Below are 19,573 nucleotides of genomic sequence, written 5' to 3' on the forward strand. Positions count from 1 at the left end.
CCTGGGCGATCGAGGGAGTCCATGACCAGCGAAAGCAGCAGCGAAGACCGGATTCCCCTCTGTCCTTCGGTCGCCCTCACCCGCGAGCCTCCCACCGACGAGACGGAGCTGCTCCGCATCTTCGAGGACGGCCACTGGCACATCCTCGTGGCGCCGCAGGCGCAGCGCCTTGCGGAACAGCTGGTGGCCGTGGGCAGGCTGGAGAAGCGCCCCCAGGCGCGACGCTCCTTTCCGCCGCTCTACGGACGGATCCCGGCGGCCGGAGAGCAGGAAGCGTGAGGGATGCCCGCGACGGCGTCCTGGTCTCCGCGAGGACGAGCCTTGAGGACGAGCTGCCCTACGCCGTCGAGGCCTGCCCTCGCGAAGGCGGGGACATGCTTCAGCGAGGCGCGCTGCGGCGGCCTCGTGATCGCGAAGGGCGCCTGGACCGCGGCGCTCGGGGCGCGGCCGGCTCGAGCCTGCCCTCGACGCGCCTGCCCTCGCGGAGGCGGGGGATCGAGGGGCGCATCCTGCTGCGGCAGCGTCCCCGCCTCCGCGAGGACATGCTTCAGCGAGGCGCGCGCCGCGATGCCTGCCGATCCCTGTACTGGCGCTCGACGGCGCAGACTCCCCACGGGGCATCCATCGCGGCCACGCGCCGGGGCACGGGTCCTACCCAGGTGCTCGAAGCGCAGGGGGCGATCGGTCGCTCCCGGCGCGCTGGCCCGAGGCAGCAACACTATCCGAGCTACGCTCGGGCCACGATGAGAGGTACAGGGGGCGGGCCGGCTGCCAAGAGGATCGAGCCAAGAGGATCGAGGGTGAACTTCCTGATCTCAACGCTCTTGCCCGCTGTGGTGATTCTCGGACTCGCGCTTTGGCCGGTACCGCGTGGCTCACTGGCCTGGGAGCGAATCACCGCCGGCTTCGGCTGGCTGGCAGGGCTAAGCTTGGCGACGTGGCTGCTTGCACGCCTGGTCGTATCGGATGCTGCTCGGATCGAGTGGTTGTGGCAGTTGTGGCTCTACGCAATGTTCACGGCACTCGGACGTGACTACGAGAGGCTGCTCGTGAGGCGTCGCCAAGCGCGGCGCCTGAGAGGAACGGCGGAGGGAGGCTCGGAGGGCGATTCCTAGGAGAGCGGCAGCGGATGCTGGCTAGAACAGCAAGCCCTGCAGACGGTCGGGAACGCCGAGGCTCCTAAAGCCCGAAGCTGCGAGCGACGCGCTCGGCCTGCTCGGCACCGGCCTGCTCGACGCAGAGACGGGCCAGGACGACCTCGCCGAGGAAGGCCTGCGGGGACAGTCCGTCGAGTGTGGCATGGCCGACCCGCATGTAGGCCTCGATGTGGCGCGGGTCGAAGCCCGCGGCGTGCGGCTCGATCAGTCGGCGATAGATCGACATGGTCTCACTCCCTTCTGCCGTCGGAGCCCGCCAGCTCGGCGATGAGCGCCTCGCAGTCGGCCCTTTCCGCCTCGAGCGCCGAGGCTCTGTCGCGCAACAGCTGCATCAGCGCCCCCGACACCCAGTCCGGAACGGGCCGGGCCCGGCGCACCCACTTGCGCACCAGAGAGTCGTCGATCGACGGCCGTGCACCCTCCGGATGCAGCGGCCCGAGACCCCGCGCGAGCGCGCGCTGCCATTCGCTGCCGTAGAGCAGCGGCCCGGCGCGCTCGACGAGCGCGATCCGTGCGTCCGCATCTTCCAGGCTCACGCGCCTGTCCTTCCCCTGCAGGTCAGCATTGGCTGAGATCGGTCCAGGCGGCATCGGCCGCGGCGGCGCTCAGCAGGTCGAGGTCGCTGTCCAAGGTCTCCAGGCCCTCGGCAATCAACCGGTCGCCTTCGGCGGCGATGCCTGCGAGCAACTTGTCGGCCGCCTCGCGCGGGAAGGGCCAGAACTGCCAGCGGGGCGCTCCGGGCGCCGGCCGGGGCACGTCCGCGACACGCTTGGCCTTGCCGTCGGCCGTGACGAGCAGAACGGCGTCGCTCGGCTGGCCGGCCGGGGCGTCGAGCCAGGTCAGCCGGACAAGCCTGTCGTGCGGCACGCCCTCGCGGGTGAGGTGGATGTCCGCGGCCAGCTTCCAGCGCCGGCGCCTGATGCGCTCGCGCCGGTCGGTCTCGGTGATCCGGTCGAAGGCCTCCTTGAGGGCGCGGCCGGTGCGGAGGCCGGCCCCGGCCAGCGAGGCGACTGCCGTCCGCCGGCCGGGATCCTGGATCTCGACGGCATCGCGGGAGAAGAGCCGCGGGCGTGGCTCGTCGTCCGCCGAGAAGTGGGTGGCCCGGGTCACCTTGCCGCTATAGGCCAGCGCCTCGAGGATGCGGGTCCCGTCCTGCTCCCGGCGCTCGCGCAGCAGCAGCCAGGACGGCGAGTCACGATAGGCGCCCTGCCTGCGGATCTGCCAGAGGGTGCTGCGGTCGACGAGCTCGCTGCGGTCCAGGACCTGGACCTTGTCCCGGGGGCGGCGCGGCTCCAGGCCGAGCGTGCGGGCGGCGGTGCGCAGGTGGCGATCGGTGACGATCGCCGCCTTCCCGTCCGAACTCGTGACGTCGAGCAGCTTGCCGTTGCGGTGGGGGTCGAGCGCCGCTCCGGCCTCGGCGAAGGGGCGCAGCGCCGCCTCCAGCTGGACGATGTAGCGTGCCTCGAGCTCCCGATCGAAACGGGCGGAGCCAACCCGCGTGCCCAGTGCGGCGGCCAGCTCGGACGCCCAGCGGGGCGGCCGCCCGCTGGGCCAGCTGCCGCTTGCGCGATAGGCCAGCAGGTCCGCAAGCTCGATCTCAGAGTCGGGATTTGTCTTCTCGGTCATGGTCGGGGTTTCCCTCCGGTCGGGAGCGGGGCAGGGCCCCTGCTCGAATGTCCCTAGAGATAGGGACATGCGCATGAGCCGTCAAGCCGAACTGACTGCGCCTGCGATCCATGAAGGGTCAGCCCCGGCCGACGACGCGCGCAGCGCGCTCGCAGAGCGCGGCCGCGAGGCGCTCTGCGTCCCTGGCGGCGTCCAGCGGATCGCGGTCCAGCGCCGAGGCGAGCGCCGCCTTGAGCCAATAGGAAGCGGAGGGATCCTCGCGGATCCGGGCGGCTTCCGACGGGCGCGGGCCCTCGGGTCGCGCGCCACCCTGTGCGGCGAGCTCCCAAAGCTGCGCCTCGATTGCGAGCACCGCGAGGGGGCGGGTGAGCTCGGCGGCGCTCGCGACCTCCAGCTCCCGGGGCTCGCCCTCCACAGGGTCCCGGAAGCTGCAGTCGTGGGCGAGACGGATGCGATAGGCGCTCCGGCCGGCGACCGAGCGCGCGCGCTCGACCTCGACGGTCCAGCCAGGCGGGACCCAGGAGAGGACGAGCGGCAGCAGGAACTCGCTGTCGCCGAGACCGGCCAGGACCTCGAGCGCGGCCTCGTCCAGCCGTCGCTCGTCGAGGCCTCGTCGGAAGACCAGCTCCGCCTCGCAGAGAAGGGCGGGAAGCTCCGGCTCGGCGGCCTCGTGCAACCGTACAAGCAGACGGCCCAGTTGCTCGCCGTAGCGCGCGCCGTATCCAGCCGCGGTCCGGCCTCCCTCCGACATTTTAGCCGCCTCCGGCGGGGCGTTCGCCGCCATTGTTCCCTGGCGGCCTCTGCCGCTCGGCGAGCCGCACGACCTGGCCGCGCGGTTGGTCCGCTCCCGCCATCCGGCTCGCAGGCTCCGAACCGCCATGCGCAGCGGCGTCCGGCGAGGGGGCAGTCTCGCCGCGTCTCACCGGGTCGAGGCTCTCCGGGAAGAGATCGGCCTGCCGCTCGTCTTCGGTAGCCTGCCCCCGCGAAGGTGTGGGGGTCCGCCCCCGGCGCACCCGCGGGGCGTGCGGAACCGACCCGCCGAGCGCGGGCAGCAGCATGGCAAGATCGCGGACCAGCCGGACGAGGTGCCTGCTCTCGACCAGGCGGTGCAGAGGGCCGGATGGCCTCGGGCCGTCGTCGTCGGGGCACGTCGGTTCCTCGCGCGCGCTCATCGAGGTTGCACCGGACCGGCCCCCTCGACCGTCTCCGCAGCGCGCCAGAAAGACAGCCGTCGCACGCAGGGCGGGCCCTCGATGCCGGTTGCGGCGTAGCGCCCCTCTCCGTCGCTTGCACGCAGTCTGCCCGAGATGGCGAAGGTGGGCGCCCCCGATGCGGAGACGGCCGGGTCCGTCACCCAGGCTTCGAAGCTGCCGTCGGAGGCGACGCGGCCCTGCCAGGTCTGTCGGCCGCCGTCGTCGAGCTCGAGGCTGGCCGAGAGCTCCCGGCCGGTGGCCGCCAGGCGGAGGCTCGCCTGCCTTGCGCAGGCGGCACCTCCCGATATCCGTTCGGCGAGACCCACCCAATCGCCCTCCCAGCCGCGCGATCGGAACGGGGACCAGGCAGGGAGGTCCGGAAGGCTCGCGCTTGTCCCGGTCGATGCCGCACCGGCACGCTCGCCCGGTTCGAGCGGCGGGCCCTCGCCCGCAATGGCGGCCCCCGCCGCCGGCAGCAGTGCCGCCAGCAGCAGGGCGGCTCCCATGCACAGCGCGACGGAACGTTCCGAGGCGAGCGCAGTAGACGGCACCGCCCCTCGGACCCGCGCCCTCGCGCTGCGCGCTCGCTTCGCGCGCAGCCAGGTTGCCATCCGGCTTCCCTCCAGTGTTGTCGATCCCCGTTCCCGCTTCCCCGATCCCCGGCGACGCGGAGGACCGTGGAGAGGCAGTTACATCGGGATCGGCCCGCGGAACCGCGGGTTAAGGCCCCCGCTTTCACGAGGGCAGGCCTTGTTCCGCCTGCGAGGATAGCACCGCCCTTCCTGCCGGTCATGGCGGAAATGCGCGTAACGCGCGCTTTTTGCCGTATTGCCTTTCGACAAAGCGCGACTTTTCCGGCTAGAGCGCGATCCGATCAGTGCATCAGGCTTTAGCGCATGGCCAGAAGGTCGACCAGGGAGCGTCCCGACGGCAGCAGCGTGAGGAAGGCGGCGAAGGAGTAGAGCGGAGCCGCCGGGAAGATCTTGCGGCCGCGCCGGCGCACGACCTGGGCGGCCGCGTTGAGCGCGCCGCCGAACACGAGCGTGGCGAGCAGGACCGTGAAGCCGCCCCATGCGGCGACCGCCACGAGGAGGTCGACGTCGCCCCAGCCGACCGCCTCGCGCTCTTCATCGCCGGGCCGACACGCGAGCATCGCAAGGAGTGCGCGCGTCGGAACCAGCAGCAGATAGGCGGCGGCTGCCGAGACGATCGACGCCGCCGGGCCGGGTGGAGGCGCGTGCGGCCCGAACCCGAGAAGGCTCAGGAGGTCGCCGAGCCCCCCGACCGGGGCGGCGACGGGCGAAGCCGAGAGCGTCGAGGCAACAAGACCGCCGAACAGGAGCGTCTGGCTGAGCTGCAGGGGAACGAGGCGCTGCGCAAGGTCGGCCCGCGCGATGCCTAGGGCGACGGCGGCGAAGAAGCCGAGCGACAGCGCCTGGCCGGGAGGCAGCTGGAGTGCGGCAGCAGCGCCGGCGAGGCCGCCGATCAGGGCGAGCCCGGCAAGGCGCAGGGCCGGCCGGCGGGGTCTCGGGGTCGCGAGTCCGGCGCGGCGGGGCGCGAGGTCGCGCGACCAGGCGCAGGCCGCCGCGCTCGCACCGGCGGTGGCGGCCGCCACGAGGAGGGTTTCCGGGTGCAGCATCGGGGTCTCCCACTCGCGCACGGCGACCTCTGCCTGTCCGATCGGGAGGCTGCAAGCAGTGTCGCCGGCTCATTGCGTGAATTCTGCCGGGCATGTTCGGTAATTGGAAGTCGCCGGGCCGGAAAATGCTGGTATTGGGCGAAATTGTCGGCCAGTCTGGCGGTGCGAACCGGATGAGGGCGCCTCGCGAACCGCTCCAAGAGGGGCGCGAACCGCTTCGCAGGCGCTGCGAACCGCGAGCGAGCGTGGAGGCGGCGCGAGCGAACTGCAGAATCGTCGCGTCCATGATGGGCCAATAGCACTAACCCATTGAAATGCCGACAACACCTAGGACGACAGGCAGGCGACCCCGGTGAAGCAAGATAGGAAACACGGGGTGAATTTGGCCCAGTCTGTTTCCTCTGGACCCCTGAGGGTCCGGATTCGCGGCCAGTGCGCGGAAATGCTGCGTTCGCTCGCCCGCAGCCGGGGCGTGCCTCCCGCGGTGGCGTTGAGCCAGCTTCTCGGCGAGTTCCTGCCTCAGGCACGGGCGCCGATAACGGACGTGGCGGTGACGGACGGTGCCGAAGCGGAGTTCAAGGTGCGTCTGGACGGCGGATTGGCGGCCACCACGGAGGTGCTTCGCCAGGAGCTCGGGCTGACCCGCGTCGCCATCGTGCGCCTGGCGATCCAGCGGTTCGTGGGGGAACTGCCGCCGCGGCTTCCGCCCGAGGATCGCAGACGCTTCGCCGAGGCGGTCGTCGCGCTCAATCGGGTCGGCAACAACCTCAACGGACTGCTCAGGGACGAGCGCACGGCGGCGGCACGCGGAGAGCTGCCGGACGTCGAGCTGCACCGCTACCGCCAGCTGCTCGAGGAGCTGGAGGGCGCCAGGCGAAGGATCGCGGCGGCCCTGGCACCGTACGAGCACGCCGGCGCGTGACCGACGCTGCCGCGCGATGTCGATCCGACGCCTGCGCCGCGATGGGCGCGTGACCTCGAGCCAGGACAAGAGACAGGGAGTCTGGAGATGCAAACGAGCAATGTCGGTGGAACGATGCGGCTGAGCGAGCTCGACGGCCGCGGCCTCGCCCGGGCGGTCGTGGCGAGCCTGTTGAGTCCGGTCGCGATCGACAGCGAGCGCCCTGGCGACGGCCTGCTGATGCTCACGGCCGTCCCGGGCTTCTCCGCGGGTGGCGCAGACCCTGCGACCTATCGATCCTCCGGTGCCGAAGCGAGCGCGGAGGATCTCGGGGCGCTCTTCGAGCGCGTGCGGGGTGGCGAAGACGTCGTGGTGCAGGCCGGCAGCTTCGCAGCCTGCCTGACCCGCGGTCCGAGCCGGGCCGATCCGGTGGCTCTGGAGGAGTGGCTGACCGACTACTGGATGGGTGCCACCGCCGGGTAGTCCTCGCCGAACGGATCTCGGAAGCCGACGGGGCCGGCCATGGACCGGCAGGCATTCGCTCGCGCCGCGGTCGCGGCCCGTGCCGACCGCGCGCTCGGGCGCGCCGGCGGACCGGCGCTCCCGGCCATCGTCAAGGCGGTGTCGAAGGCGAGTGACGGCGAGGGGTTGCGACGGCTCGTCCGTTATGTGGCGCGCCTGGACGGTGGCGCCGGTGCCCGGCGCGACGGCGGCGACGAAGCTCCAGCGATCTTCCTCGGCAGCGAGCAGGTCTCCGGCAGGGAAGCGCTCGACGTCGCCGCCGGCTGGGAAGAGCCCCCGCGCGCGCAACGCGGTCGGCCCCCCGCTCTGGCGCGGCATCTGGTGGTCTCGGTGCCGCAGGAGGAAGGCCCGGCCGCCCGCAGCGCGTTCGAGCGCAGCATCCAAGGCCTGGTCGACGAGACCTTCGAGGCCTGGGGCCACCCGACCTTCTGGGTGCTTCACCTCGAGCACGGCCGGCACCCGCACGCCCATCTGGTCGTGCGCAACAGGTCGAGCCTCACCGGCCGGGCGCTCGCCTGCGACCGCCTGCTGCTCGACGGCCTGCGTCTGGAGCTCGCCCGACAGGCGGAGGCGGCCGGGCTCGTGGAAGGGCTCGATGCCTCCCGTCGTGTCGACCGGCCCGAGCTCACGTCCCGGGCTTCGGAGCAAGCCGTGCGGGATACGCCGACCTGGCAGCTCCGGCGGGCCCGGCGTCGGCGCGAGGACACGCTGGTGCGGGAGGCGCCGGACTACGCCGCGCGCTTCGGCAGGGATTTTGTCGCCCGCGCGGAAGCGCCGGACGATGCCGGGCCGCGGCGGGCGGTCACGCCGGCGGCCGGCGGCGACGAGCGTGGGAGCGGCGTCCTCGTCGACGAGGTGGGAAGGCTGTTCGACAGGCTCGACGCGCTCCGGATATGGCGACGCCGCGCCGCGGCCGAGCAACGCTTCCGGAGCCTGTGGCCAGAGGTGCCGGCGCTGGCGGAGTGGTCGTTGCGCCATCGGCCCGGCCTGTTCGGCGCGTGTGCGCCCGACGCGACAGCGCGCCTCAGGACGGACGCGGCCACCGCCGAGCTGCTCCGCCGACTGAAGCCGCTGCGGCCTCCGGGCCGTGGATGGGTGTCGACGCAGCTGCCTCCGGCAAGGTCACGGCGGGCACCGATGACGGACCCCCGTGCCGGCGGCCGAACCCAAGGAGGAGGCCTGGATCTCGGAGCGGAGCGAGTACCGCTCTGGAGCAGACCACCGAGCCGCGAGGAAGCGATCCGCGGCCTGCGCGAGCTCGCCCGCCATCTCGCGCGGTTGCTGCCGGGGCGGGCCGAGGATGTCGAGCAGCTCACCGCGGAGGCGCTTCGACTGGAGCAGGCGCAGGCTGACCGGTCGCTGCAGCGCCAGCGACCGACCTCGGTCGGGCGGCAATCCGGCGAGGTCGAGCCGCCGTCCGGCAGACGGCCGAGGAACCGCTAGCCGATTCGCGCAGTGGGAGAAGCGTTGCGGCGGCAATTTCACCTGCTAGGATTCTTCGGTCGATTGCAGAAGGCAGCGGGGCGGGGGATGCGGGAGATCAGGACGAGAGCGGCCACCTCCGGTCGCGACCATACGCTTGCGGTCTCGCCGTTGCATCGCTGGGAACCCGTCTACGCCACGGCCGGCGCGCCCCTGCTGCCTCCCGCCCCGGGCGCGGCGAGCCTCCTCGAGAGCATCCGGCAGCTGGTCCGGCGAGCCCTGCGCGGCGGCTGACGCTTCCGCCTCGACCTTCGGCCCGGGCTGCCGGCCGCCGCCTTGCGACAGTCGGCGCTCGTGGCCGCCGGAAACAAGCATAAATACGGCGATTATGCCGTTTTTCCTATGCCGATGCGCGGAAATCACGTAGCGTGAGGCCGATTCGGCGGTTCGGAACAAGCCGCCGGGTCGTGACCCGTCAAGAAGCTCGAGGCAGGAACCAGATGTCGAACGTCGCACAGAACAGCGGCCGCGGGTCGGCCGCGCCGTCCTCCCGTCGCGGCCAGGCGAACACCGCCGCTGCGGCACCTCGCCAGGCGTCCCCGCGTCGGCCGGCGCACGCCGACCAGAGTCCTGCCCTCGCGGAGGCGGGGGTGCCGCCCGAAGCGCAAGGCGACGCCGTCAATCAGCTGCGGGTGGTCGGCAAGGTCGAGCGAGTCAACGCGCTTCCCGGAGGGGATGGCATGCCGCCAGTTGCCTTCGTTCGGCTGCTGGTGGAGGCCCGCTCGGCGATCACGCTGGAGGCCGTCGTGCGCGGCGAGGAGGCGGTGGCCGCCGCGAAGCAGCTGGAGCGCGGCGCACTGATCGACGCGCAAGGCCTGCTAAGCTATGTGGCCCCGAAGGGCGAGCAGGAAGGGCAGGGCTATCGGGCTTGGACGCCGCGCCTGCTCGTCGACGCCCTCGAGCCGGCCGCGGCGGCTGCGGAACCAGCGGCCTGGGCGAAGCTGGCGGGCACCGTCGCCCGCGAGCCACGCTACTTTCCGGCCGAGACGGACAAGAAGTCGCGCATCCTCTTCACCCTGGTCACGGCCCTGCCTGAGGACGCGGCGGGCAGCGGCCACAGGGCGTTCCATGACGTGTCGGCCTTCGAGGACGTCGCGGACCTGCTCGCCGAGCGGCTCGGCGCCGGCAGCTGGATCCAGCTCGAGGGCTACCTCAGGCCCCAGCAGCGCGATGCCGCCGCCGCGGAGGTCGTCGTGACCTCGCGCGAGCGCCTCGTCTTCGCCTGACGGCGAAGGCGGCGACGCGCCCACCCACGCGCGATCGACCTCCCGCCGGCCGCCGGCGGGCGGAGAACGGCGGGGCCGGGTCCGGGGCGTCCGCCGCCGCTCGGCAGGCGAGCCGGCTCAGATGCTGGTCTACACGGTCGTCTCCCTCGACCTTGGCGAAGCCGGAGCCTGGCGGGGACGCCAGGACCGGCTGGCGGCCCGAAGCGGCGTGGAGGCCGCGGTCCTCTGGCGAGCGCGGCAGCGTCCCGACCCGCGACGCTGCCGCTTCGTCGCGGCCTTCGCCGGCGCGCTCACGCTCTCCTCGCCGCCCTCCCCTTCGCGGCCGGGGCCTGCTCCCGACGCCCGTGCGGACGGGGATCTCGGGCGGGCAAGGGGGGCGGGTCTCCCGTCGCCACCCGGCGGCGGCCTGCGGGACTGGACCTTTCTGGGCCTCTGGGAAGCCTCGTTCGAGGCGCTCTGGCTGCCGGTGGAGGCGCCCGACGCCGCCGGCGCCGTCCGACAGGCCTACGAGGAGCTCGGCGAGCAGCTCGGCCGGGCGCGCCTCGCACGGGCGCCACGGCTCCTGACGGTCGGCGTCATCGGCGCCCGGCGTCGCCCCGCCTGCACGGCGGAGCAGCTGCCGGACAGTTTCTGGGAGCTCTGAGGAGGGAGCTGTGGGGAGGCGTGGGCCGATGATCCCCCGCTCCCCGTTCGGAGCCGGGGACAGCCTCCGCGGGACCTGTCCTCGACGAGCCTGCCGCGGAGGCGGGGGATCGAGGGGCAGGCCTTGTCGCGACGTGAAACGGCGGGCTGACCGAGGCGGGGCCTGGCTCCGAACGGGCCTGTGGAGAGGAGGAACGCCATGAAGGTCTGGCTGACCGAGAAGCCCGACGCCGGTCGGGCGCTCGCGCGGGTGCTCGGCGGCGGTCGCGAGCAGGGCGGCTATATCGAGACGCCTCGGGGCGTCGTCACCTGGGGCATCGGCCACCTGCTCGAGTCGGTGCCGCCCGACGATCTCAGGAAGGAATGGAAGACCTGGGCGGCCTCGACGCTGCCGCTGCTGCCCCCGGCGCCGCTGCCGCTGCGGGTGTCGTCCAGGCGCGGCGGGCAGTTCCGCGTCGTCGACAAGCTGCTCGGCAAGGCGACCTCAGTGGTGATCGCCACGGACGCCGACCGCGAGGGCGAGGCGATCGCCCGCGAGCTGCTGGAGCGCTGCCGCTACCGCGGGCCGCTGGCGCGCCTGAAGCTGGTCGCGCTCGAGGAGAGCGCCATCAAGGGCGCGCTGGCCGAGATGGAGGCGGCGGAGGCGAGGCAGCAGGGAAGCTCCGCCAGGTCGACCGAGGCCTGGTACGCGGAAAGCCAGGCTCGCACCTACCAGGACTGGGTGCTCGGCTACGGCGGAACGCGGGCCTGCTCGATCGCGCTGCGGCCGGGCAGGGGCGGAGCCTGGCGGGCCGGACCGGTCAAGACCCCGACGCTGGCGCTGATCGAGCGGCGCGAGCGGGAGATCGAGAGCTTCCGGCCGCGGGACTACTACGTCGTCGAGGCGACCTTCGATCGCGCCGGACCGGGACAGCCGGTAACGCTGCGCCACGCGCCGGAGGACAAGATCTTCGATCGTGCCCGGGCCGAGCTGATCGCCGAGGCGGCCCGCTCCGCACAGGGCCCGGTCGCCGTGGTCGACAAGCAGGTCAAAGTCGAACCGCCCAGGCTCTTCAATTCCGGGAGCCTCACCGCCAAGGCGGGACAGGTCCTGGGCTGGGCGCCGTCGAAGACGCGGGACGTGCTGCAGCAGCTCTACGACAGAGGCTACGTCACCTATCCCCGTACCGATTCGACGCATCTTCCGTCGTCCTACGCGGCGCTCGCGCCGAAGATCCTCCGGCAGCTGTCGGAGCTCGAGGGTTTCGAGGCCCTGAAGGCCCTGGAGCGGCCGCTGCTGCGGCGCGGGTCGCGCTATGACGACCGCAAGGTGTCGCCCCACCACGCCATCGCGCCCTCCGCCAAGCGGCCGGAGAGACAGGCGATGGGAGCCGACGCCTGGGCGCTCTACCGGATCATCGCGAAGAACTATGCCGCCAACCACATGGAGGCGGGCGTCAACCGCTTCGTCCAGGCGAGCCTGCCGGTCACCTACCGGATCGACGGCAGCCCCGAGCGCGCCACCGCGGTCTTCGCCACGGAAGGCAGCGTGCCGGTCAAGGCGGGCTGGCGCGCGCTCTACCGGGGCGACGCCGAGCAGGAGGCGGAGCGCGGCAAGAACCAGAGCGGCGAGGCCCCAGGCGGCGAGGCCCAGGAGCAGCTGCCGGACCTCGCCGAGGGCGAGCGCCTCGCCGGGCGCGACGCCGAGATCTCGACGAAGCGCACGCAGCCGCCGGAGCGCTTCAAGCTGGCCGCCCTGCCGAACGTCATGGCACGCCTTGTCGACCTCGTCGAGGACCCGGTCCTCAAGAAGGCGCTCGCGACGGACGATCCGGACAGGCCCAAGGGGCTGGGCACGCCCGCTACCCGCATCGCCATCGCCGACGAGCTGCTCGAGGCTGTGCAGATCGCGCTCTGCGACGCGGCGGGCCGGACCGTCTCGCCCAGCAAGGCCGGGCCGGCGAGGCGGCGGGGCCGGTCGGCTGGCGAGGGCGAGGCACAGTACGGAGGGAAGGGCCAGGCGCCCGATCAGGGTCGAGGCCTGCCCCCGGCCACGAACGGGGGGCAGGCATACGTCCGGCCCACGGCGATCGGCCGTGCACTAGTCAGGAGCCTGGAGGCGGCCTGGCCGACGCTGGTCGACCCGGTGAGCCGGGCGATCAGCGAGGCCGGCCTGGTCGAGATCGGCGCTGCGGGCGCGAGGGCGCGGGAGCAGCGCGATCGTTTCTGCGAGCGCGCGCGCGACGAGGCCACCGTCATGTCCCGGGCGATCCTTGCGGCCCCGCGCGCGCTGGTGCCGGAAGCGGAGCTCGCGGCGGCCGCGCCGCGGCCGGCTCGGGGCCGCGGCGCGCCAGCGGCCGGCGGGTCGGGCGCGCGAGGGTCCCGGTCCTCGACCCCGGGGGCGAGCCGCGGTGGCACCGGTGGCGGCGGCTCGCGGCCGCCGAGCCAGAAGCAGATCGCGCTGCTCGAGAGCCTGGCCCGTGAGAGGGGCCTGAAACTGCCCGACGGCTGGCGCGCCGATGGGCGTCTCGCGTCCGAAGCCATCTCGCAGGCGCTGGGCGACAGAGGCGGCCCTGGGCAAACCGGTGGGGCGCGAGCCGGTGGGAAGCCGACGGGTGGGGGGCGACCGGCAGCCGGTTCCGAGCCACGCCATGGACGGCGCCGAGGCTAGACGGATCCAATGAGGCCCGTCCTGCATATCCTGCTCCTGCCCGTTCTGCTCCCGGTCGCACTCGCGGCCGGCGCGTCGAGCGGGCTTGCCCGTGGCCAGAGCCAGGTCGCATCGGCCAGCGCCTCCGCTGCCGCTGGCCCGGTGCCCAGCTGCGAGACGGCGCTGGCGGCAGCGGAATGGGTCGAGGATCTTCCCCCGGGCCTGCTGCAGGCGATCGGACGCGTCGAGGCGGGCGGCCGGGGCCGGATCTGGCCCTGGGCGCTCAACATCGGCGGCGAGAGTCACTATCCGGCGAGCCGCGAGGCCGCCCTGGCGCTGGCGCGCCGGGCCCTCGCCGAGAACCCGCGCCGCAACCTCGACCTCGGCTGCGGGCAGATCCACTGGCAGAGCCATCGCGGCCGCCTGCGCTCGCTCGAGGCCGCCCTGGATCCGGCGATCAACGCGGCCTACGCAGGCTGGCTGCTCGGCAACCTGCATCGGCATACGGGCAGCTGGCGAGCGGCCGTCGGCCGCTACCACTCGCCGACGGCCGGCCGCCAGGCCGCCTACGTGGCGCGGGTTCTCGGTGAGCTCTGCCGCGATCGCCGCTACGCGGCCGACGCCGGCTGTCGGAGACGGTAGGGGGACGTGAGGCTCATAACCTGAAGGCTCGCGCAGCAGCAGCCGTTCGGTGGACGGACGCGCTGAGACGAGCGGGCGAAGTCCGGTTCAAATCCTGCCCCCGCAACCACTTTTGTTATAACTCACTCGAAATCCAGATCTGACCAAGGCCTCGCAAGCTCGACCGAGCGCGGGGCCTTGTCGCCTTCTGCGCCGGCGGTCTTTGCATCCACAGGAGCGTGCCCGTTTCACCGGCAGTGCTTCGACTGAGTTTGAAGATGGTCGTGGCCCTGGTTCGAGAGAACCGGCCATATGAGAGCGCGGTCGCGTGGAGCTATTGCCTGTGATGCCAAGCCCATCGACGCGCAGGGCGCGTGTGGCTAGCGTGCTTTGACGTGACTCGTGGTCCGGGCGACCCAGACCCTTCCGCTGCTGCTGGCCGTGGCGCATGCCGCCGGCTCTCAGGGTGTCCGGCAGGGCCCGGCGAGCTGCCACACGATGCTGGTCGACGGCTACGCGGTCGAAGGGCACGTCGCGCCGGAAGCGGTGGCCCGGCTGCTCGCCGAGCGTCCACCCGTGGCCAGCGCAAACCCGGCGGGCCGGCGCGCAGGAGGGTTGAAGGATGTTGGCGATCTCGAACATCGGCGCGGCTACCGCCTTCGCGGCGGGCCTGATCTCTTTCCTGTCCCCCTGCGTGCTGCCTCTGGTGCCGGGCTACGTGTCCTACGTTGCCGGCGGCTCGGTGGGCGCCGGCGAGGGCCGTAGCGTGGCCGCGCCCAAGCTTCCGACCCTGGGGCTCAGCGGCTGCTTCGTGCTGGGCTTCTCGACGGTCTTCATGGTGCTCGGGGCCAGCGCCACGGCGCTCGGCCAGCTGCTGCTGACCCACCGCTACGAGCTCAACCTCGTCGGCGGCGCGATCGTCGTGCTGTTCGGGCTGTTCATGCTCGGCGCCCTGCGGCCGGCCTGGATGATGCGCGACCTGAGGCTGCAGCCGGTCCTCGCCGGCGGCCGGCCGCTCTCCGCCTACCTCCTCGGCGTCGCCTTCGCCTTCGGCTGGACTCCGTGTATTGGCCCGATCCTCGGTGCGATCCTGACCTTGGGAGCCTCCGCCGCGACGGTCTCGGACGGTGCAGGCCTGCTGGCGATCTATTCTCTCGGACTGGGCGTGCCCTTCATGTTCGCCGCGCTGTTCACCGACAGCCTCGTCGCCCGGTTGAGGTCGGTCGGGCGCGCCGGGCGCTGGCTGCGCGCCGGCGCCGGCGGGCTCATGATCGTCATGGGGCTCGCCATGATCACGGGCCAGCTCAACGCCTTTTCCTACTGGCTGCTCGCGACCTTTCCGCAGCTCGCCCTGATCGGCTGAGCGATCGGTTGGGCGCCGGCCTCCTGGCGTTTCAGGCGGCCGCAGCTGCCGGATCGTGCCGGCACGCGTGGACCTCGATCGTCGAGTGCACGATGCCCAGCCCGCTCGGCAGCAGACTGCGATAGTGCTCGGGGTCGCGAGGGTCGTGGGTCACGATGCAGAGCGCCGCGGCGTGTAGCCCCGGGCCAATGGCCCAGACGTGGAGGTCGGCGATTCGGTTGTCGCCGACACCCTCGATGGCCGCGCGCACGGCGTCGCGCAGCCGCTCGTCGGCGCGCCGGTCGAGGAGCACGCCGCTCGTATCCTTCAGCAGGAACCAGGCCCAACGCGCCACCAGGACGGCGCCGAGCAGGCCCATCAGCGGATCGAGCCAGACTGCACCGAAGTACTTGCCGGCCAGCAGAGCGACGATGGCGAAGACTGAGGTCAGGGCATCCGCGAGGACGTGGAGATAGGCCGAGCGGAGGTTTTGGTCCCGACGGTCGTGATGATGCTCGTGGCCGTGCTCGTGCGGGCCATCAGCGTGGTGGTGGTGTCCTGCTCCGTGGTCATGATCTTCGCCGCGGGTGGTGAGCAGCAGGGCGCTCACGCCGTTGACGGCGAGCCCGATAACGGCGACGAGGAGCGCCCAATCGAAGGCGATCGGCACCGGCGCCAGGAAGCGCGTCGCGCTTTCCCAGGCCATGACCAGGGCAAATCCGGCAAGCACAATGGCGCTGGTATAGGCGCCGAGGGCATTAACCTTGCCGGTGCCGAAGGTGAAGCGGCGGTCGCCGGCGTGGCGTCTGGCATAGCTGTAGGTGAAGACGCTCAGCCCCAGCGCCACGGCGTGTGATCCCATGTGCATGCCGTCCGCGAGCAGCGCCATCGAGCCGAAGCTCCAGCCCGCGGCGATCTCCACGACCATCGTGACGACGGTGACGAGCGCTACGACCAGCGTCGGGCGCTCGCCGCGGCGCGGCACGTCCTGGCCGAAGGTGTGGTCGTGCGTCCAGCGTTCCAGGGTCTGGCTGTGCATGATCTCTCCGTCTCGCTGCGGTCGCCGGGCAAGCGGTCGGCGCCGCCGGTCTGCCCACGGTCCCAATCCGACGCACGCGAGCGCGGGTGTCAAGGCGGGTCCTGCGCGCGTTCGATGATCGAGCTACTGTTCGGCCTCTCGCACCGGCCCGGTGCGCGCGGACCGCGTCCCCGTCCGGCGGTTGCCGTGAGCCCTGGGGAACCCGTCGGCGGCTCGATCCGTTCGCTGGACGACCCTGAGCGCTGACTTGCCGCCGCATCGCAGTCGGACAGGCTTTTATGGCTCACGGTTGCAGGATACGGCCAATGGGGGAGAAGCCATGATCGAACGGATCGTCGTCGGAACCGACGGATCGGGCGAGGCTGAGAGGGCGGTCATTTGGGCTGGCGAATTGGCGGCGAACCTCGACGCCGAACTGCTGGTGGTGCACGTCTTCGAGACCGACCCGGCACGGCTGCCGGGCGGCTACGCCGTGCTGTCGGAGGACGAGCTCCGCCGCCTCCGCGAGCAGGCGCAACGGTGCCTCGATGGCGACTGGACAGCGTGCCTGAAGGATGCGTCCGCTCGTTTCCGAACGATCCGGATCGAGGGCAACGCCGCCGGTGCGCTGATCGATCTCGCGGAGCGGGAGGAGGCCGATCTGCTCGTTGCCGGGAGCCGCGGGCGAGGCGGCTTCGCCGAGCTTCTGCTGGGCAGCGTCGGCCACCAGCTCGTGCTTCACGCCAAGGTGCCGGTGACGATCGTGCCGAGCCGGTAACTTGCCGAGGCCGGTCAGCCTGGCAGGTTACCGGTCTCGAATCGCTTGATGCCCCGAAGCACCGTTAGTCACCGAGCACGCGCCGGCGCTCCTCGAACTCGTCCTTGTCGATCTCGCCGCGCGCGAAGCGCTCCTTGAGGATGTCGAGGGCCGACTTCCCGGCAGGCGGATAGGTTGGGGGGTGGTGCGGGTGCAGGGGCCCGACCAGCCAGCGCAAGAGGACCACGACGCCGACCAGGACCAGTGCGAGCACCAGGATCATCATGACCGGGCCCAGGAGCCAGCCATGCCAGCCGTCGCCCCACATGGTACCGCCGTCCCACATGTGGCCGTAGAAGTAGGGGCCCTGCTGCGCCCAGGCGGCAGCCGGCAGGCCCGCAGCCGCCACGGACGCGGCGGCTGCCAGGCCTCGAGAAATATTGCGGCGGGTCATGTCACTCGACCGGCCGCATCCAGCCGCGGTGGCGGTCGACGGCCAGCTGCTGCACCAGCGAGCCGTCCTGGGTGACGATCTCGGCGACGATCGTATCGTCGTCCTTGGCCTCGACCTTGCCGAGCTTGATGTGCGGGTTGCCGCCCCAGGCCAAGCGCTGCTCGAGCATCTTCTTGACGTCGTCGGTGGTGAGCTTGAGGTCCGGCGCCTGCTGCGCTCCATAGCCCGGGGCCATGCCATAGCCCGGCATCATTCCGTAGCCGTGGCCCGTCATTCCCGGGACCATCCCGTAGCCGGGACCCATGCCGTAGCCGGGACCTATGCCGTACCCCGGCCGCATGCCGTAGCCGTACCCCGGTCCCATCATTCCCGGGCCCATGCCGTAACCGTCGCCGCCGTAGCCGGGGGCCGGCATGCCGTATCCCGGGGCGTCGTCGCCGTCGCTGTCGCCGCCCATCATGCCGTAGCCCATGCCACGCCCGTGGGCCAGGGCGGAACCCGAGAGCGCGCCGAACAGGGCCGCTGCCAAGCCGGCCGCGAGAATCGTCTTCCTGTCGATCATTGCCAATCTCCCGCAAAGCGGGCGCCGCGAGCCGGCGTCCTGCGGGAAAGCGTGGAGCGGCCTGCCGACAGGGGCATTGACGAGCCTCAAGCGGGATTGCGCGACCTTGCCGATGCGCCCTCTTGTCACGGCCGCTCCGCGTCCGGGGCCTCGGTCAATAGGGCTCGAGGATCGCAGGGCGGTCAGAACCTCGGGCGAACGCCGGTCAGGAAGAAGGCCGCATCGACGCTCTCGCCGTCGTCGCGGGCGAGGTCGGCGCTGCCCTCGAACTTGCGCTCGAAGTCGACGCCGCCGTCGGGCGCGACGGTCCGGCCGACGAGGTCGACACTGAAGAGCGGCCGAAGCAGACCGGATTCCCGTCCCGTGGCGAAGGCCGGGCGGAGGGCCAGATGACCTGCCCCGCTTCCGGCGCCGTTCGCGCCGTTGCAGTCGGCACTGCCGGCCGACGTGGCCTGGGCGATTGCCTGATGCCCATGCCCTCCCGAGGCAAAGGCGACCGGCATCGCGGCCGCGAGCGCGAGGGGCAGGGCGACGAGGAGCAAGAGAAACCGGCGCCTCGAGAAGTAGGACGGTCCGCCTTGCCAGCGAGCGAGGACTCGGGCCCCGACGAAACGGGGGCAAGGGGACGCCTCGGCAGCGCCGAAGGCGACGGCCGCAGCAAGCAGCCATTCGCCCCGCCCGTCCTGAGACCTCCCAAGCGATCGTGCCGGCCTCGTCGCCGCGCCTATTTCGAGAGCAGCTTCTTGCGCTCCTCGAACTCCTCCTTGTCGATCTCGCCTCGCGCGAAGCGCTCGTTGAGGATGTCGAGGGGCGTCGACGCGGAAGGCGGAGATGCCGCGTCTCCTCGCGTGGTCCTGGCGCCGAAGCGGCGTACGAGCAGGACGACGAGGACGATGAGCGCTCCCCAGAAGAGGATCATCGCGAGACCACCGAACATCATGGGTTTCGACCTCCAAGGTCAGCTATGGGTCGTCTTCCGCCTTGCGGCAGGCACGACGGATCACCGCGTGAGCTGGCCGCCCCGGTGCCGGACATCCGCAGGCCGCTGCGGTCACAGGCTTTCGAACCCGGGCCCCATCGCGCCCTGCTTGCGGTCAACGCACGACGAGCTTGCCGTACATTCCCTTCTCGGCATGGGCCGGGGTCGGGCAGACATACCAGTAGGTGCCTGGTCGATCGGCGACGAAGCTCACGCCCAGGCCACCATACTGAGCGGCCTCAACGTCGTCCTGACTGCGCCAGGGCACCTCCGGCAGGGGCTGCACCACCGGCGCCCCCATGTACATCATGGCCATGTCGGGATAGGGCGGCGGCGCCGAGACGATTTCCACCGTGTGCTCCATGGTGCGGCCGTAGTCCATGTTGATCAGGTTCAAGTGGACCGCGGCGCCGCGGGGAATGACCAAAGTCGGATTGACCAGCCCGTGCAGCTCGAAGGTCTGGTCGGGGGAACCCGGCTGGACGGCGACAAGGTTGATCGTGACTTCGCTGCCGTCGAAGGTGACCGTGTTGGTCTTGGCATCCGCCGTTCCATGGGCACTGCCGTACTGGATGAACGCCTCGGCCTCGGCATAGCTCACGACCCGACCGCCCCAGTGCGGCGCTACCGGCCGGTCGCTGAACCCTCCGCCCATCATGCCGCCACCCATCATGCCGGCCCCCATGGTCCAACCGCCGCTACCATATTGGGCGAGGGCGGCCGTGGCAGCCGCCAGCACCCCGACGATCGCCACGCCCAGCAGCGGCCGGCGCAGCCGCGGCGTGCGAGTCTCGGGCGAATTCTGGATCTTCTGCGTTCGCAT

General features: G+C 71.8%; 22 protein-coding genes and 1 pseudogene. 11 read left to right on the top strand and 12 right to left on the bottom strand.

Going from position 1 to position 19,573, the window contains the following annotated elements; all coding sequences use genetic code 11:
* Window positions 1-21: 21 nt before the first annotated feature.
* On the top strand, window positions 22-279 hold the full coding sequence (locus B9O00_RS13085; protein ID WP_085123127.1) for a hypothetical protein: 258 nt from the start codon (window positions 22-24) through the stop codon (window positions 277-279).
* Window positions 280-1,179: 900 nt separating this feature from the next.
* Here B9O00_RS13085 and B9O00_RS13095 read toward each other — a convergent pair.
* From B9O00_RS13095 to B9O00_RS13125, 6 genes are all read right to left on the bottom strand, one after another.
* Complete coding sequence (locus B9O00_RS13095) at window positions 1,180-1,383, bottom strand: hypothetical protein (protein WP_085123129.1); 204 nt, start codon at window positions 1,381-1,383, stop codon at window positions 1,180-1,182.
* Between the two features lie 4 nt (window positions 1,384-1,387).
* Window positions 1,388-1,693: a hypothetical protein gene (locus B9O00_RS13100; protein WP_200808489.1), complete on the bottom strand. Its 306-nt coding sequence runs from the start codon at window positions 1,691-1,693 to the stop codon at window positions 1,388-1,390.
* Window positions 1,694-1,715: 22 nt separating this feature from the next.
* On the bottom strand, window positions 1,716-2,783 hold the full coding sequence (locus tag B9O00_RS13105) for a hypothetical protein (RefSeq protein WP_085123130.1): 1,068 nt from the start codon (window positions 2,781-2,783) through the stop codon (window positions 1,716-1,718).
* A 118-nt stretch (window positions 2,784-2,901) separates the two neighbouring features.
* Entirely contained in the window at window positions 2,902-3,567 is a 666-nt protein-coding gene (locus tag B9O00_RS13110; protein WP_085123131.1) for a hypothetical protein, read from the bottom strand.
* A gap of 384 nt (window positions 3,568-3,951) precedes the next feature.
* Window positions 3,952-4,587: a hypothetical protein gene (locus B9O00_RS13120; RefSeq protein WP_085123133.1), complete on the bottom strand. Its 636-nt coding sequence runs from the start codon at window positions 4,585-4,587 to the stop codon at window positions 3,952-3,954.
* A 278-nt stretch (window positions 4,588-4,865) separates the two neighbouring features.
* Window positions 4,866-5,615 (bottom strand): prepilin peptidase, encoded by a 750-nt coding sequence (locus B9O00_RS13125; protein ID WP_085123134.1) that lies wholly within the window; start codon window positions 5,613-5,615, stop codon window positions 4,866-4,868.
* Between the two features lie 442 nt (window positions 5,616-6,057).
* Between B9O00_RS13125 and B9O00_RS13130 the strand changes: the two genes are divergently transcribed.
* From B9O00_RS13130 to B9O00_RS13175, 9 genes and pseudogenes are all read left to right on the top strand, one after another.
* On the top strand, window positions 6,058-6,537 hold the full coding sequence (locus B9O00_RS13130) for a hypothetical protein (protein WP_085123135.1): 480 nt from the start codon (window positions 6,058-6,060) through the stop codon (window positions 6,535-6,537).
* A gap of 87 nt (window positions 6,538-6,624) precedes the next feature.
* Window positions 6,625-6,999: a hypothetical protein gene (locus B9O00_RS13135; RefSeq protein ID WP_143596220.1), complete on the top strand. Its 375-nt coding sequence runs from the start codon at window positions 6,625-6,627 to the stop codon at window positions 6,997-6,999.
* A 39-nt stretch (window positions 7,000-7,038) separates the two neighbouring features.
* On the top strand, window positions 7,039-8,481 hold the full coding sequence (locus tag B9O00_RS13140) for an amino acid adenylation domain-containing protein (RefSeq protein ID WP_085123137.1): 1,443 nt from the start codon (window positions 7,039-7,041) through the stop codon (window positions 8,479-8,481).
* A gap of 479 nt (window positions 8,482-8,960) precedes the next feature.
* Entirely contained in the window at window positions 8,961-9,746 is a 786-nt protein-coding gene (locus B9O00_RS13150; RefSeq protein WP_143596221.1) for a single stranded DNA-binding domain-containing protein, read from the top strand.
* 121 nt (window positions 9,747-9,867) lie between these two features.
* Window positions 9,868-10,389 (top strand): hypothetical protein, encoded by a 522-nt coding sequence (locus B9O00_RS13155; RefSeq protein WP_085123140.1) that lies wholly within the window; start codon window positions 9,868-9,870, stop codon window positions 10,387-10,389.
* A 198-nt stretch (window positions 10,390-10,587) separates the two neighbouring features.
* Complete coding sequence (locus B9O00_RS13160) at window positions 10,588-13,038, top strand: DNA topoisomerase (RefSeq protein WP_085123141.1); 2,451 nt, start codon at window positions 10,588-10,590, stop codon at window positions 13,036-13,038.
* A gap of 141 nt (window positions 13,039-13,179) precedes the next feature.
* Window positions 13,180-13,659 carry a lysozyme family protein gene (locus tag B9O00_RS13165; RefSeq protein WP_143596222.1) on the top strand — a complete coding sequence of 160 codons (480 nt, stop codon included), beginning with the start codon at window positions 13,180-13,182 and terminating at the stop codon, window positions 13,657-13,659.
* 420 nt (window positions 13,660-14,079) lie between these two features.
* A pseudogene (locus B9O00_RS13170) lies at window positions 14,080-14,208 on the top strand (DUF411 domain-containing protein); the annotation flags it as partial.
* 52 nt (window positions 14,209-14,260) lie between these two features.
* Window positions 14,261-15,001 carry a cytochrome c biogenesis CcdA family protein gene (locus B9O00_RS13175; RefSeq protein WP_085123143.1) on the top strand — a complete coding sequence of 247 codons (741 nt, stop codon included), beginning with the start codon at window positions 14,261-14,263 and terminating at the stop codon, window positions 14,999-15,001.
* 31 nt (window positions 15,002-15,032) lie between these two features.
* Here the strand turns inward: B9O00_RS13175 and dmeF are convergent, their stop codons facing one another.
* Complete coding sequence (dmeF, locus tag B9O00_RS13180; RefSeq protein WP_085123144.1) at window positions 15,033-16,019, bottom strand: CDF family Co(II)/Ni(II) efflux transporter DmeF; 987 nt, start codon at window positions 16,017-16,019, stop codon at window positions 15,033-15,035.
* Window positions 16,020-16,338: 319 nt separating this feature from the next.
* On the opposite strand from dmeF, the gene B9O00_RS13185 reads away from it, so the two are divergent.
* Window positions 16,339-16,776 (top strand): universal stress protein, encoded by a 438-nt coding sequence (locus B9O00_RS13185; protein WP_085123145.1) that lies wholly within the window; start codon window positions 16,339-16,341, stop codon window positions 16,774-16,776.
* A 64-nt stretch (window positions 16,777-16,840) separates the two neighbouring features.
* Here the strand turns inward: B9O00_RS13185 and B9O00_RS13190 are convergent, their stop codons facing one another.
* From B9O00_RS13190 to B9O00_RS13210, 5 genes are all read right to left on the bottom strand, one after another.
* Window positions 16,841-17,164 carry an SHOCT domain-containing protein gene (locus tag B9O00_RS13190; RefSeq protein ID WP_218822863.1) on the bottom strand — a complete coding sequence of 108 codons (324 nt, stop codon included), beginning with the start codon at window positions 17,162-17,164 and terminating at the stop codon, window positions 16,841-16,843.
* 46 nt (window positions 17,165-17,210) lie between these two features.
* Window positions 17,211-17,771 carry a hypothetical protein gene (locus B9O00_RS33490; RefSeq protein WP_200808491.1) on the bottom strand — a complete coding sequence of 187 codons (561 nt, stop codon included), beginning with the start codon at window positions 17,769-17,771 and terminating at the stop codon, window positions 17,211-17,213.
* Window positions 17,772-17,953: 182 nt separating this feature from the next.
* A complete protein-coding gene (locus B9O00_RS33050) occupies window positions 17,954-18,313 on the bottom strand; it encodes a copper resistance protein B (protein ID WP_085123146.1) in 360 nt (119 codons plus the stop codon).
* A 182-nt stretch (window positions 18,314-18,495) separates the two neighbouring features.
* The gene (locus B9O00_RS13205; RefSeq protein ID WP_085123147.1) at window positions 18,496-18,711 is read right to left on the bottom strand and encodes an SHOCT domain-containing protein; all 216 of its coding nucleotides are present in this window, start codon (window positions 18,709-18,711) and stop codon (window positions 18,496-18,498) included.
* Between the two features lie 154 nt (window positions 18,712-18,865).
* Window positions 18,866-19,573 carry a sulfocyanin-like copper-binding protein gene (locus B9O00_RS13210; RefSeq protein ID WP_085123148.1) on the bottom strand — a complete coding sequence of 236 codons (708 nt, stop codon included), beginning with the start codon at window positions 19,571-19,573 and terminating at the stop codon, window positions 18,866-18,868.

Source organism: Tistlia consotensis USBA 355, from assembly GCF_900177295.1.
GTDB lineage: Bacteria > Pseudomonadota > Alphaproteobacteria > Kiloniellales > DSM-21159 > Tistlia > Tistlia consotensis.

Excerpts from the sequence above, each read along its gene's own strand:
- B9O00_RS13085 (WP_085123127.1), top strand. The coding sequence starts at position 22 with ATGACCAGCGAAAGCAGCAGCGAAGACCGGATTCCCCTCTGTCCTTCG.
- B9O00_RS13095 (WP_085123129.1), bottom strand. The coding sequence starts at position 1,383 with ATGTCGATCTATCGCCGACTGATCGAGCCGCACGCCGCGGGCTTCGAC.
- B9O00_RS13105 (WP_085123130.1), bottom strand. The coding sequence starts at position 2,783 with ATGACCGAGAAGACAAATCCCGACTCTGAGATCGAGCTTGCGGACCTG.
- B9O00_RS13110 (WP_085123131.1), bottom strand. The coding sequence starts at position 3,567 with ATGGCGGCGAACGCCCCGCCGGAGGCGGCTAAAATGTCGGAGGGAGGC.
- B9O00_RS13120 (WP_085123133.1), bottom strand. The coding sequence starts at position 4,587 with ATGGCAACCTGGCTGCGCGCGAAGCGAGCGCGCAGCGCGAGGGCGCGG.
- B9O00_RS13125 (WP_085123134.1), bottom strand. The coding sequence starts at position 5,615 with ATGCTGCACCCGGAAACCCTCCTCGTGGCGGCCGCCACCGCCGGTGCG.
- B9O00_RS13130 (WP_085123135.1), top strand. The coding sequence starts at position 6,058 with ATGCTGCGTTCGCTCGCCCGCAGCCGGGGCGTGCCTCCCGCGGTGGCG.
- B9O00_RS13135 (WP_143596220.1), top strand. The coding sequence starts at position 6,625 with ATGCAAACGAGCAATGTCGGTGGAACGATGCGGCTGAGCGAGCTCGAC.
- B9O00_RS13140 (WP_085123137.1), top strand. The coding sequence starts at position 7,039 with ATGGACCGGCAGGCATTCGCTCGCGCCGCGGTCGCGGCCCGTGCCGAC.
- B9O00_RS13150 (WP_143596221.1), top strand. The coding sequence starts at position 8,961 with ATGTCGAACGTCGCACAGAACAGCGGCCGCGGGTCGGCCGCGCCGTCC.
- B9O00_RS13155 (WP_085123140.1), top strand. The coding sequence starts at position 9,868 with ATGCTGGTCTACACGGTCGTCTCCCTCGACCTTGGCGAAGCCGGAGCC.
- B9O00_RS13160 (WP_085123141.1), top strand. The coding sequence starts at position 10,588 with ATGAAGGTCTGGCTGACCGAGAAGCCCGACGCCGGTCGGGCGCTCGCG.
- B9O00_RS13175 (WP_085123143.1), top strand. The coding sequence starts at position 14,261 with ATGTTGGCGATCTCGAACATCGGCGCGGCTACCGCCTTCGCGGCGGGC.
- dmeF (WP_085123144.1), bottom strand. The coding sequence starts at position 16,019 with ATGCACAGCCAGACCCTGGAACGCTGGACGCACGACCACACCTTCGGC.
- B9O00_RS13185 (WP_085123145.1), top strand. The coding sequence starts at position 16,339 with ATGATCGAACGGATCGTCGTCGGAACCGACGGATCGGGCGAGGCTGAG.
- B9O00_RS33490 (WP_200808491.1), bottom strand. The coding sequence starts at position 17,771 with ATGATCGACAGGAAGACGATTCTCGCGGCCGGCTTGGCAGCGGCCCTG.
- B9O00_RS13205 (WP_085123147.1), bottom strand. The coding sequence starts at position 18,711 with ATGATGTTCGGTGGTCTCGCGATGATCCTCTTCTGGGGAGCGCTCATC.
- B9O00_RS13210 (WP_085123148.1), bottom strand. The coding sequence starts at position 19,573 with ATGCGAACGCAGAAGATCCAGAATTCGCCCGAGACTCGCACGCCGCGG.